This window comes from Vibrio genomosp. F6 (genome assembly GCF_005146325.1).
GTDB lineage: Bacteria > Pseudomonadota > Gammaproteobacteria > Enterobacterales > Vibrionaceae > Vibrio > Vibrio cortegadensis.
Window position 1 is genome coordinate 17,106 of sequence record NZ_SYUT01000045.1, and the last position, 12,347, is coordinate 29,452.

At 42.1% G+C, this 12,347-nt stretch carries 11 protein-coding genes; 8 read left to right on the top strand and 3 right to left on the bottom strand.

Going from position 1 to position 12,347, the window contains the following annotated elements; all coding sequences use genetic code 11:
* Positions 1–304 precede the first annotated feature (304 nt).
* On the bottom strand, positions 305–1,459 hold the full coding sequence (gene metK, locus FCV43_RS16545; RefSeq protein ID WP_017054681.1) for a methionine adenosyltransferase: 1,155 nt from the start codon (positions 1,457–1,459) through the stop codon (positions 305–307).
* A 377-nt stretch (positions 1,460–1,836) separates the two neighbouring features.
* Here metK and tkt point away from each other — a divergent pair, with 377 nt between their 5' ends.
* From tkt to mscS, 5 genes are all read left to right on the top strand, one after another.
* The gene (gene tkt / locus FCV43_RS16550; RefSeq protein ID WP_136995801.1) at positions 1,837–3,831 is read left to right on the top strand and encodes a transketolase; all 1,995 of its coding nucleotides are present in this window, start codon (positions 1,837–1,839) and stop codon (positions 3,829–3,831) included.
* 212 nt (positions 3,832–4,043) lie between these two features.
* Positions 4,044–5,072 carry an erythrose-4-phosphate dehydrogenase gene (gene epd, locus FCV43_RS16555; RefSeq protein ID WP_017054666.1) on the top strand — a complete coding sequence of 343 codons (1,029 nt, stop codon included), beginning with the start codon at positions 4,044–4,046 and terminating at the stop codon, positions 5,070–5,072.
* 160 nt (positions 5,073–5,232) lie between these two features.
* Positions 5,233–6,396 (top strand): phosphoglycerate kinase, encoded by a 1,164-nt coding sequence (locus tag FCV43_RS16560; RefSeq protein WP_017054665.1) that lies wholly within the window; start codon positions 5,233–5,235, stop codon positions 6,394–6,396.
* 153 nt (positions 6,397–6,549) lie between these two features.
* Positions 6,550–7,626 carry a class II fructose-bisphosphate aldolase gene (gene fbaA / locus FCV43_RS16565; protein WP_017054664.1) on the top strand — a complete coding sequence of 359 codons (1,077 nt, stop codon included), beginning with the start codon at positions 6,550–6,552 and terminating at the stop codon, positions 7,624–7,626.
* A gap of 292 nt (positions 7,627–7,918) precedes the next feature.
* Positions 7,919–8,782 carry a small-conductance mechanosensitive channel MscS gene (mscS, locus tag FCV43_RS16570; protein WP_113795769.1) on the top strand — a complete coding sequence of 288 codons (864 nt, stop codon included), beginning with the start codon at positions 7,919–7,921 and terminating at the stop codon, positions 8,780–8,782.
* Between the two features lie 107 nt (positions 8,783–8,889).
* Here the strand turns inward: mscS and FCV43_RS16575 are convergent, their stop codons facing one another.
* Together FCV43_RS16575 and FCV43_RS16580 are read right to left on the bottom strand one after the other, a co-directional pair.
* Positions 8,890–9,372 carry a YbaK/EbsC family protein gene (locus FCV43_RS16575; RefSeq protein WP_113795770.1) on the bottom strand — a complete coding sequence of 161 codons (483 nt, stop codon included), beginning with the start codon at positions 9,370–9,372 and terminating at the stop codon, positions 8,890–8,892.
* Between the two features lie 11 nt (positions 9,373–9,383).
* Positions 9,384–10,013, bottom strand: a complete 630-nt coding sequence (locus FCV43_RS16580; RefSeq protein WP_136995802.1) for a LysE/ArgO family amino acid transporter — start codon at positions 10,011–10,013, stop codon at positions 9,384–9,386.
* A gap of 138 nt (positions 10,014–10,151) precedes the next feature.
* On the opposite strand from FCV43_RS16580, the gene FCV43_RS16585 reads away from it, so the two are divergent.
* The 3 genes from FCV43_RS16585 to FCV43_RS16595 all read left to right on the top strand — a co-directional run bounded on the left by FCV43_RS16585 (position 10,152) and on the right by FCV43_RS16595 (position 12,337).
* Positions 10,152–11,048, top strand: coding sequence for a LysR family transcriptional regulator ArgP (locus FCV43_RS16585; protein WP_113795796.1), 897 nt, complete (start codon positions 10,152–10,154; stop codon positions 11,046–11,048).
* Between the two features lie 145 nt (positions 11,049–11,193).
* The gene (locus FCV43_RS16590; RefSeq protein WP_136995803.1) at positions 11,194–11,889 is read left to right on the top strand and encodes an oxidative stress defense protein; all 696 of its coding nucleotides are present in this window, start codon (positions 11,194–11,196) and stop codon (positions 11,887–11,889) included.
* Between the two features lie 85 nt (positions 11,890–11,974).
* Positions 11,975–12,337, top strand: a complete 363-nt coding sequence (locus FCV43_RS16595) for a hypothetical protein (protein ID WP_136995804.1) — start codon at positions 11,975–11,977, stop codon at positions 12,335–12,337.
* The last annotated feature ends 10 nt before the right edge of the window (positions 12,338–12,347 follow it).

The window sequence follows — 12,347 nt, forward strand, 5'->3', positions numbered from 1 at the left end:
TGATAATGATAACGACTTAAGTTTCTCATTAACTATTGTCACTGATACTGCAAAATACAAATTTTAGACGGGATAAAGATGGGTTTATTTTTTGGGGCTGGAGCTATGTAGCAAAGGGATGTGTTGCTTATGCGGAATTTTACTCAAAGATTCTGATAGTTATAATTAGACCTACATATAACAAGGTTTAATCTGGTTCCGTAAATAAAAAAGCTCCCATTTAATAATGAGAGCTTTCTATTAGTTAACTGATAACGATTTGTTAGCAGAAACTAGTTGTTACCAGACGCTAAGGTGTGAATGCTTATTTCAGACCTGCGAATGCTGCAAGCGTGTCTGCTTTATCCGTTGCTTCCCATGGGAATTCTTCACGACCAAAGTGGCCGTATGCTGCCGTCTTCTTGTAGATAGGCTGAAGAAGGTTAAGCATTTCTTGTAGACCGTATGGGCGTAGGTCGAAGTGTTGACGAACCGCTTCAATGATGATGTCGTGAGATACTTTTTCAGTACCGAACGTTTCAACCATGATTGATGTTGGATCTGCAACACCGATCGCGTATGAAAGTTGGATTTCACAACGGTCAGCCATGCCTGCTGCTACGATGTTTTTCGCTACGTAACGTGCTGCGTATGCTGCTGAACGGTCAACTTTTGATGGATCTTTACCAGAGAATGCACCGCCACCGTGACGAGCTGCGCCGCCGTAGGTATCTACGATGATCTTACGACCAGTTAGGCCACAGTCACCCATTGGGCCACCAATTACGAAACGACCTGTTGGGTTAATGAAGAAGTTAGTATCTTTATTTAACCATTCAGTTGGAAGCACTGGCTTGATGATCTCTTCCATAACGGCTTCACGAAGATCCGCTGTTGTTACTGAATCACAGTGTTGAGTAGAAAGAACGACAGCATCGATACCGACAATCTTACCTTGGTCATACTGGAAGGTTACTTGAGATTTCGCATCTGGGCGAAGGAAGTCCAGTTTGCCGCTCTTACGTACTTCAGCTTGTTTTTGAACAAGTAGGTGAGAGTAAGTAATTGGAGCAGGCATAAGGATTGGTGTTTCGTTTGTTGCGTAACCAAACATGATGCCTTGGTCGCCAGCGCCTTGATCTTTAGGATCTGCTTTATCAACACCTTGGTTGATGTCTGGAGACTGTTTACCAATCGTGTTTAGTACTGCACAAGAGTTAGCATCGAAGCCCATATCTGAATGCACGTAACCAATTTCACGTACTGTTTCACGAGTGATCTCTTCGATATCAACCCACGCTGAAGTGGTTACTTCACCGCCAACCATAACCATGCCAGTTTTAACGTAAGTTTCACAAGCTACGCGCGCTTTTGGGTCTTGCTCTAAAATTGCATCTAGAACCGCATCTGAGATTTGGTCTGCAATTTTATCTGGATGACCTTCTGATACAGATTCAGAGGTGAACAGGTGCTTAGCCATGAGAGCTCCACTTTCAATTAGTTAGGTTGAGAGTATTAACAACTCACAACGAATAAATAGGGTATATTTTGTAGGTGTTTCTACATCTAGACGGCTATTCTAAATTTCATAGCTATAATTACAAGTTATTTCTGCACTATCTTATTACTTCAAATTATGGACGGTAGAAAAAACATCAAACCAATCGTTTGCTTTTTATAGGCGCTAAATGCCTGTCAATTAGAACAAATGTCAAAAAAGAGTCGAAAAGTGCAATAAAACCATCAGTAAAACGTTTGCAGTAGGGTAGGTGCTTTGAGACAATACGCGCCGCTGGATCCGTGTGATGGTTCAGCCCCTAATTTATTTTTTACTCGCTTATGTATTCAGGAGCAGACATGCCTTCTCGTAAAGATCTAGCCAATGCAATCCGTGCACTCAGCATGGACGGTGTTCAACAAGCAAATTCAGGCCACCCAGGCGCACCTATGGGTATGGCTGACATCGCTGAAGTTCTTTGGCGTGGTCACTTGAACCACAACCCGCAAAACCCAGAGTGGGCAGATCGCGACCGTTTTATTCTTTCTAACGGTCACGGTTCAATGCTTATTTACTCTCTGCTTCACCTTTCAGGCTACGAGTTATCGATTGAAGATCTTAAAAACTTCCGTCAACTGCACTCTAAAACACCAGGTCATCCAGAGTACGGTTACGCTCCAGGTATCGAAACAACAACGGGTCCTCTAGGTCAAGGCATTACCAATGCGGTTGGCATGGCAATGGCTGAAAAAGCACTGGCTGCACAATTCAACAAAGAAGGCCACGACATCGTTGATCACTTCACTTATGCGTTCATGGGTGATGGTTGTCTGATGGAAGGTATCTCTCACGAAGCATGTTCTTTAGCGGGTACGCTTGGTCTTGGTAAGCTGGTTGCTTTCTGGGATGACAACGGTATCTCTATCGATGGCGAAGTTGAAGGTTGGTTCTCTGACGATACTCCTAAGCGTTTTGAAGCTTACGGCTGGCACGTAATTCCAGCAGTAGATGGTCACGATGCTGACGCAATCAATGCTGCAATTGAAGCGGCTAAAGCGGATCCTCGTCCTACTCTTATTTGTACTAAGACTGTGATCGGTTTTGGTTCTCCAAATAAAGCGGGCACGCACGACTGTCACGGTGCTCCACTAGGTGCTGACGAAATTGCAGCAACTAAGAAAGCTCTTGGTTGGGAACACGGTGCATTTGAAATTCCAGCAGATATTGCAGCGGAATGGAACGCACAAGAAGCAGGCGCAGCAAAAGAAGCGGCTTGGAATGCGAAATTTGACGCTTACGCAGCGGCATACCCTGAACTAGCGGCTGAATTTAAGCGTCGTACTGCTGGTGATTTACCTGCCGAGTGGGAAGAAAAAGCAAATGCAATTATTGCTGATCTTCAAGCTAACCCAGCAAATATCGCTTCACGTAAAGCCTCTCAAAATGCTCTAGAAGCGTTTGGTCAAATGCTTCCAGAATTCATGGGCGGCTCTGCTGACCTTGCGCCTTCTAACCTAACAATGTGGTCTGGTTCTAAGTCTTTAACGGCTGATGATTTTGCTGGTAACTACATTCACTACGGTGTGCGTGAGTTTGGTATGACAGCAATCATGAACGGTATTGCTCTGCACGGTGGTTTCGTACCATACGGCGCAACATTCCTAATGTTCATGGAATACGCTCGTAACGCAATGCGTATGGCTGCGCTGATGAAAGTGCAAAACATTCAAGTTTACACCCATGACTCTATCGGTCTTGGCGAAGATGGCCCAACTCACCAACCTGTTGAGCAAATCGCTTCTCTACGTCTAACTCCAAATATGAGCACATGGCGTCCATGTGACCAAGTCGAATCTGCGGTTTCTTGGAAACTTGCAATTGAACGTAAAGATGGTCCTTCTGCGCTTATTTTCTCTCGTCAAAACCTTGCACAACAAGAGCGTGACGCAGAGCAACTGGCAAATATTGCTAAGGGTGGTTACATCCTGAAAGATTGCACTGGTCAACCTGAGCTTATCCTTATCGCGACTGGTTCAGAAGTTGAACTAGCAGTAGAAGCTGCCGCTCAACTGACGGCTGAAGGTAAATCTGTACGCGTTGTTTCAATGCCATCAACAGATACATTTGATAAGCAAGACGCCGCGTACCGTGAAGCGGTTCTACCATCATCGGTAACTAAACGTATTGCAGTTGAAGCGGGTATTGCGGATTTCTGGCACAAATACGTTGGCTTCGGTGGCAAGATCATTGGTATGACAACGTTTGGTGAATCAGCTCCAGCTGGCGAACTGTTCAAAATGTTCGGTTTCACTACTGAAAACGTAGTAAACACAGCAAAAGAACTGCTTGCTTAATTAAGCGGTTTGGTTCGGTATTATATGCCGAATCAAACAGTGTGGTTTGATTGATTAGAATGCAAAGCCCTCTCTATTATTAGAGAGGGCTTTTTTTATTGGTTTTTAGTCGAGGAGCTAATGGTTCACTATTAGGGTCGTTATGTAAATAAGATGCAGTGAAAGCTTGTCTGCTATAAACTGACGCCTCGGTTATTAAGGATGAGAAAGCAATGATACGAATCGCCATTAATGGATTTGGCCGAATTGGCCGCAATGTGCTTCGCGCGGTTTATGAAAGCGGGAAGAGCCAACAGATTAAAGTGGTTGCGGTGAATGAACTTGCTCAACCGGATGCAATGGCTCACTTGCTTCAATACGATACCAGCCATGGTCGCTTTGGTAAGAAGATCACCCACGATCAAGAACATATTTATGTTCACCATAATAGTGATGAATTTGATTCTATCCGTCTCCTTCACCTATCAGAAATCAATCTGCTTCCTTGGCGAGATTTAGATGTTGATATCGTGCTCGATTGTACAGGCGTGTATGGTTCAAAAGCTGATGGTTTAGAGCATATTGCTGCGGGGGCTAAAAAAGTCCTATTTTCACACCCAGGTGATAACGATTTAGATAACACCATTATTTATGGTGTGAACCATGACACCCTGAAAGATGAACATCGCGTCGTTTCAAGTGGTTCTTGCACAACAAATTGCATCGTGCCGATCATTAAAGTATTAGATGACGCATTTGGTATTGATTCTGGGACCATTACCACGATTCACTCTTCAATGAATGATCAACAAGTGATTGATGCTTATCATTCTGACTTGCGCCGAACTCGTGCCGCAAGCCAGTCCATCATCCCAGTTGATACAAAATTGCATTTAGGTATCGAAAGAATTTTTCCGAAATTTTCTAACAAATTCGAAGCAATTTCTGTCAGAGTTCCCACAGTCAACGTTACTGCAATGGATTTAAGTGTCACAATTAATACAAATGTGAAAGTTAATGACGTAAATCAAACCATTGTTAACGCATCTCAGTGTACATTACATGACATTGTTGACTATACTGAAGCACCTCTAGTTTCAATCGACTTTAATCATGATCCTCACAGCGCCATTGTCGATGGTACACAGACTAGGGTGAGTAATGGGCAGTTAGTTAAAATGCTTGTTTGGTGCGACAATGAGTGGGGCTTTGCTAATCGGATGCTGGATACCGCTTTAGTAATGAAATCACCAAAGCGTTAAGATTTAACGATATTATGGTGATGAGGGGAGAAAATTTATTTCAACACTTGAAATAAATAAGAGGTACCCCCATAAAATAACCAGTTTGAAGAATTATTAGGCTTGGCAGGGTTGCCGAGTTTCCAAAAACTTTATTAATTTAAATTTGAGAGGACAAACAATGTCTGTAATCAAGATGACTGACCTGGAACTAGCAGGTAAACGCATTTTCATCCGTGCTGACCTAAACGTACCAGTGAAAGACGGTAAAGTAACTTCAGATGCACGTATCCTTGCATCACTACCAACTATCAAATTGTGCCTAGAAGCTGGCGCGAAAGTAATGGTTACTTCTCACCTTGGTCGTCCTACTGAAGGCGAATACAACGAAGAGTTCTCTCTAGCTCCTGTTGTAAACTACCTAAACGACGCACTAGATTGTGACGTTAAACTAGCGAAAGACTACCTAGATGGCCTTGAACTAAACGCTGGTGAGTTAGTTGTTCTTGAAAACGTTCGCTTTAACAAAGGCGAAAAGAAGAACGAAGAAGAGCTTTCTAAAAAATACGCAGCACTATGTGACATTTTCGTAATGGACGCATTCGGTACTGCTCACCGTGCTCAAGCATCAACTCACGGTGTTGGTACAAACGCTCCTGTAGCATGTGCTGGTCCTCTTCTAGCTGCTGAACTTGAAGCACTAGGTAAAGCAATGGACAACCCAGAGCGTCCTCTAGTTGCTATCGTTGGTGGTTCTAAAGTTTCTACTAAGCTGACGGTTCTAGAATCTCTGTCTAAAATCGCTGACCAACTTGTTGTTGGTGGTGGTATCGCGAACACATTCATCGCTGCTGAAGGTCACAACGTAGGTAAGTCTTTGTACGAAGCAGACCTAGTTGATACGGCTAAAAAACTAATGAAAGAGTGTGCAATTCCAGTTGCGACTGACGTTGCATGTGCGAAAGCATTCGACGAAAACGCTGAAGCTGAAATCAAGCACGTTTCTGAAGTTCAAGACGACGACATGATCTTCGACCTTGGTCCAGATTCAACAGCTGCTCTTGCTGAAATCATCGGCAACGCAAAAACTATCCTTTGGAACGGCCCTGTAGGCGTATTCGAATTCAAAAACTTCGAAGCGGGTACTGCTGGTATCTCTAAAGCAATCGCTGACTCTGCAGGTTTCTCTGTAGCTGGTGGTGGTGATACGCTTGCTGCTATCGATAAGTTCGGTATTAAAGCTGACGTTTCTTACATCTCTACTGGCGGCGGCGCTTTCCTTGAGTTTGTTGAAGGTAAAGTACTTCCTGCAGTTGCAATGCTTGAAGAGCGTGCAAAAGCATAATTGATTTAAAAAGGCGAGATGTGAATCTCGCCTTTTATCGTTTGCGGCATATCACAGTTTTTTGCTAGAATGTCGGAAGTTGTGAGCAAACGATTGCAAATTTTTAACTTAAGTTTTTTATCTTAAAACGAATAGAATAATAGGACTATTTCCATGTCTAAGATCTTCGATTTTGTAAAACCTGGTGTAATTTCTGGCGATGACGTACAGAAAGTATTTGAAGTAGCAAAAGCAAACAAATTTGCTCTTCCTGCAGTAAACGTTGTTGGTACTGACTCTGTAAACGCAGTACTAGAAGCAGCAGCTAAAGTTAAGTCTCCAGTTGTTGTTCAGTTCTCTAACGGCGGCGCAGCTTTCTTCGCTGGTAAAGGCGTTAAACTTGAAGGTCAAGGTCCACAAATCCTTGGCGCTGTAGCTGGTGCAAAATACGTTCACGCTGTAGCTGAATCTTACGGTGTTCCAGTTATTCTTCATACTGACCACGCTGCTAAGAAGCTTCTACCATGGATCGACGGTCTACTAGACGCTGGTGAAGAGTTCTTCGCACAAACTGGTAAGCCACTATTCTCTTCTCACATGCTAGACCTTTCTGAAGAGTCTCTAGAAGAGAACATCGAAACATGTGCTAAGTACCTAGAGCGCATGGCTAAAATGAACATGACAATCGAGATCGAACTTGGTTGTACTGGTGGTGAAGAAGACGGCGTTGATAACTCTGATATGGACGCATCTGAGCTTTACACTTCTCCTGAAGACGTAGCATACGCATACGAGAAACTAATGGCTGTTAGCCCACGTTTCACTATCGCTGCTTCTTTCGGTAACGTACACGGTGTTTACCAAGCAGGTAACGTTGTTCTTACTCCAACTATCCTACGTGACTCTCAAGCATACTGTGCAGAGAAGTTCGGTATTGCACCTAACGCTCTAAACTTCGTATTCCACGGTGGTTCAGGTTCTTCTGAAGCTGAAATCCAAGAGTCTATCGGCTACGGTGTTATCAAAATGAACATCGATACTGATACACAGTGGGCAACTTGGGATGGTATCCGTAAGTACTCTGCTGAAAACTTCGATTTCCTACAAGGTCAAATCGGTAACCCAACTGGCGAAGCTGCGCCAAACAAGAAGTACTACGATCCACGCGTATGGCTACGTGCTGCTCAGTCTTCTATGGTTACTCGTCTAGAGAAAGCATTTGCTGACCTTAACGCTGTAGACGTACTATAATTCATTTGAATTAGTACGCTTCTAAGTTTTAAAAACCCGCTCATAGAGCGGGTTTTTTTATGCCTGCTCATTGGTTTGAATGCTTTTTGTACAACGGTATTTACTGGAATTCCCAATAGTGAGAAAAGAGGGGGGAGTAATTGATATTAAATTACTTTTATTCCCACTGATTATATAAATTGCCAAAGTTGATGTATCATGCGATAACGCTGTTTTATTCAGTTGTATGCACGGAAGCGGCAAGTGAGTCGTTGTAGAGTCATTTTTGTTCAATACTTTAGAGGGTACTATTATGGCGAGTGAGTCATCTATTATCGAAACACCGATTGTTGATACACTTTCTCAAGCAGAGCAGTGGTTATCAAATAACTCAGAGCTATTAATTCAGTATGGTGTGAATATCTTTTCAGCACTAGCGATCCTATTCATTGGTAATATGATTGTGAAAGCTGTTGCTGGAAGCGTGGCAAAAGTTTTACAGAAGAAAAACATGGACAAAGCTGTCGTTGAATTTATTCACGCGTTGGTCCGTTATACGCTATTTGTCATCGTTCTTATCGCTGCTTTAGGTCGCATTGGTGTTCAAACGGCCTCTGTGGTTGCGGTGATTGGTGCTGCTGGTTTAGCGATTGGTTTAGCACTACAAGGTTCACTGTCTAACTTTGCGGCAGGCGTACTTATTGTTGCATTCCGTCCGTTTAAATCGGGTGATTATGTTGAAATTGGTGGTGTTGCAGGTGCGGTGGAGTCTATTCAGATTTTCCAAACTATTTTGACAACACCTGATAATAAGATGGTTGTTGTGCCTAACGGAGCGGTGATTGGTAGCCCTATAACCAACTACTCACGTCACGACACTCGTCGTATTGACCATGTGATTGGCGTGTCTTACAGTGCTGATCTGCAAAAAACGAAAGAAGTCATTACCAAGATCCTTGAATCTGATGAGCGAATTCTAAAAGAGCCGGGTATTCAAGTTGGCGTGTTAGCTTTAGCTGACTCTTCAGTAAACTTTGTGGTTCGTCCATGGGTTAAAACGTCTGATTACTGGAATGTGTATTTTGACTCATTACAAGCCATCAAAGAAGGCTTGGATAAAGAAGGGATTGAGATCCCATTCCCTCAAATGGATGTTCATATGAACAAAGTGGATTAATCACTACATTCTCTTTTTAAAAGCGCAATAGAAATATTGCGCTTTTTTATTGCTATCGGCTCATCAAACGGGTGCTTATTTAAACTTTAATACTTGTGCCCAAAATACTATATGTGGTGAACCGTATTCTCTATGGCTTGTAAAAGAATCGGTAAATCTTTTCCTGCAAAGCCTAATGTAAGCTCAGGATGCCCTGGGGTATACAAAATTTCATCATGAGTAAATAGAGTCGAGTCCACGAGAACTGGGATGCTCTGTGGTAAAGCAAAGGGGCAAACGGCTCCAGGTACGCAGCCCGTTTGTTCTGTCATTTCAATATCATCACATATCGAGACTCGCTTCCCCAGCACCTTCTTTATTGCTTTACTGTCTAGGCGTTTGTCTTTTTCAGTTAGGTAAAGTGCGAAACCGCCCCCTTTAACCTTTAGAAACAAGCTTTTGCTGTGTGTTCCTGTCCATCCTAATTTTTTTGCAACCATTTCATCAGTCGCAAAATCAAGAATAGGCTCATGCTCCCATTGAGTGTATGTCACCTCAGTTTTGGAAAGTAACTGAATGTTAGTTTGATAAATTTTTTCTAATGTATTCATTACTGATTTGCCTAGATATATTGAGCCCACAGCCCTTTTGCCAATAAAAATGCAATAACAAACATCATGGATGCTACAGCGATATCAATGAATTTCTTAACCTTTGGTTTAGATAGGGTCGGGCCTAATTTAGCGGCTCCAATGGATAATGTATAAAACCAAACAAATGAAGCCATAATAGTACCAATGGCAAATGATACTCTATCACTACCTTCGAACTGCCCACCAATGGATCCTAAAATAACAACCGTATCTAAATACAGATGTGGGTTTAGTACTGTTACCGCAAGAGCTCCTAGCACCACGGCTCTCTTGCCTCTCTCTAGAGTATCAAGCTTTGACCCTGAATGTTTCGAAAGTGCAAAGGCGCTTTTTAGTGATAACAAACCATAGAAGATTAAGAACGCAATGCCTCCTAACGTGACTGTTGTGAGAAGTATTTCATTCTGAGACAAAATAGCACCGCCACCAAATATCCCCAATGATATGAACACGACATCGAGTAAACTGCATATCGTGGCAGTCGTGAGATGGTGGTTGCGTTTGATGCCTTGGTTCAATACATAAGCATTTTGAGCCCCGATAGGAATAATCATACTCGCCCCTAACCCAAAACCTTGTAGCAAAATCCAGATATTCACGTGAAACCTCAAAGAAAGTGAAGACAGTTAAATCAAGGGTTAGAGGGTAAATCGAAAATCATCATAAGTATAATTAATGATTTTAATCTATCATAAGTATCTCTAATGATTTGGGTTATGCTAGAAAGGGAAGGTGTGATGAGAGGGTTAGACTATAAGTGGGTAGAAGCGTTAGATGCAGTGGTCGCTCAGCGAAGCTTTGAACGTGCAGCAGAAAGTTTGCATATTTCTCAATCCGCAGTATCCCAAAGAATTAAACAGCTAGAGAAGTGGTTAGCTCAGCCAGTATTAGTGAGAGGGCAACCGCCCAGACCCACGCCAGCAGGAATGAAATTATTAGGTCTATATCGACGAGTATGCTTATTAGAGCAAGATCTGATCCCTAGTATTACGAATGAAGATAGCGGAAAAGCATTGGCGGTCTCATTGGCTACGAATGCCGATACGCTTGCGACTTGGTTATTGCCAAGTTTAATCGATTTGGTGGATCAAAAACGAATCGAGCTTAATCTTATTGTTGATGATGAAGGGCGAACCATAGATAAATTACGCAGCGGTGAAGTTGTTGCTGCAATTAGTTTAGATTCTCAGCCTATAGCAGGGTGTGATGCTGATTACCTTGGGAGGATGGACTATTTATGTGTTGCCAGCCCAAGCTTTCGCGCTCGCTATTTCAACCAAGGTGTCACCCGAGAGTCATTGATTGCAGCTCCTGCTGTTGTATTTGATCAACACGATGAAATGCATGAACGATTTATTTATCAGCACTTTAACTTACCTTATGGCAGTGTGTTGAAGCATACCGTCCGTAGTTCTGAAGCTTTTGTGAAATTGGCGAGCGCAGGTGTTGCCTATTGCTTAATACCTAAAGTTCAAATTCAAGAAGAATTGGATAAAGGAGTACTTGTTGATGTCACTCCTGGCTTCATGTTGTCGCATCAAATGTATTGGCACCATTGGCAGCTAGAAAGTGGGGTGCTTAAAGAGTTATCTGAAGCTGTGATTGCGTATGCTCGGGAGTTTCTTCCGCAGTAATATTTTTATCATCAATTACTATGATTAAACGCTATTTCGATGATTTTTAACACAGTCAAAGTTCTGTAAAAACCTCTTGAAAAGATAGGGTGTGCAGTAAATTACGCCTATGATGTAAAAAAGTTTAACCACAAAGGCACATTGAATGAAATTAGTACCAAGTTTAATGATCACACTATCTAGTCTGATTAGCATGAATTCTTTTGCGAATACGCCTGATTTTGCTCATATCTCAACGACAGGATACGGTGAAGTTGTCGCGACTCCAGATATGGCAACATTTTCTGTCAAGGTTGTCGAATCAACAATGACAGCGGAACAAGCAAAGCAAGCCGTCGATAATGTGGTTGAATCATTTCTTGCTCGCTTAAAAGAAGCGGGCGTAAAAGCAACGGATATTAATAGCTCTAATTTGTATCTAGCGCCACAATACCACTACCCAAAAGAAGGTAAGCCAGAGCTTGTCGGCTATCGAGCGTCTAGAAATGTGACCGTCCAAGTCTCTCAACTTGCTAATTTAAATCAGTATTTGGATATCGCTTTGGGTGAAGGTATTAATCAAGTCGATAACATTAAGTTAAAAGTGAAAGATGAAGCACGCTATAAGGCAGAAGCTCGCTTGGCGGCAATTAATGATGCTTCTGACAAGGCTAAATCTTTAGCTGAAGGGTTTAAGCGTGATTTAGGCTCCGTATGGCAAATTAACTATAATCGCCCTCAATCTCAGCCTATGCTGATGCGTTCAATGGCTATGGATGGTGGTGCAGAATCAAATAGCTATCAAGATGCAACGTTGATTATCAGAGATAGTGTAGATGTAATTTATAGTCTTGGTGAATAAGTAGACCCACTCTATAGATTTGATTGGTTTTTTTAGGTATTTTCCTTTTGTACTAATGATTTAAAATTATAAAAAGGAATGGAACGTGGTAAAGAAAGCTTTAATATTAGCAGTTTTAATTTCGCTTGTTGGTTGTAAATCCTTATCATATGTAGCTGAAAAGCCATCAGCTGATCCAACAGAAATTGAATTACTTCAACAACAACTTTCAGAGTATGAGCATATTTCTGTCACTGATGAAGGCGTAATTACATATTTGCAATGGGTTGAGCCTGGTTATCGTTGGAAAGTGAGTGTGATACAAGAGTTCGGTTATCAAATTTCTTGTGTTGATTTACGTCCATATTTACAAAAAGGTTTTATTACTGAGATCAAATTTAATGGTATTGGTGGTTCAACAGAGCAATATGATTTATACCGTTGCGATCGTGAGTCTTCGACGAATTAATGAATAAAGG

Excerpts from the sequence above, each read along its gene's own strand:
- tkt (WP_136995801.1), top strand. The coding sequence starts at position 1,837 with ATGCCTTCTCGTAAAGATCTAGCCAATGCAATCCGTGCACTCAGCATG.
- FCV43_RS16575 (WP_113795770.1), bottom strand. The coding sequence starts at position 9,372 with ATGAATACATTAGAAAAAATTTATCAAACTAACATTCAGTTACTTTCC.
- FCV43_RS16585 (WP_113795796.1), top strand. The coding sequence starts at position 10,152 with ATGAGAGGGTTAGACTATAAGTGGGTAGAAGCGTTAGATGCAGTGGTC.
- metK (WP_017054681.1), bottom strand. The coding sequence starts at position 1,459 with ATGGCTAAGCACCTGTTCACCTCTGAATCTGTATCAGAAGGTCATCCA.
- FCV43_RS16560 (WP_017054665.1), top strand. The coding sequence starts at position 5,233 with ATGTCTGTAATCAAGATGACTGACCTGGAACTAGCAGGTAAACGCATT.
- fbaA (WP_017054664.1), top strand. The coding sequence starts at position 6,550 with ATGTCTAAGATCTTCGATTTTGTAAAACCTGGTGTAATTTCTGGCGAT.
- FCV43_RS16590 (WP_136995803.1), top strand. The coding sequence starts at position 11,194 with ATGAAATTAGTACCAAGTTTAATGATCACACTATCTAGTCTGATTAGC.
- mscS (WP_113795769.1), top strand. The coding sequence starts at position 7,919 with ATGGCGAGTGAGTCATCTATTATCGAAACACCGATTGTTGATACACTT.
- epd (WP_017054666.1), top strand. The coding sequence starts at position 4,044 with ATGATACGAATCGCCATTAATGGATTTGGCCGAATTGGCCGCAATGTG.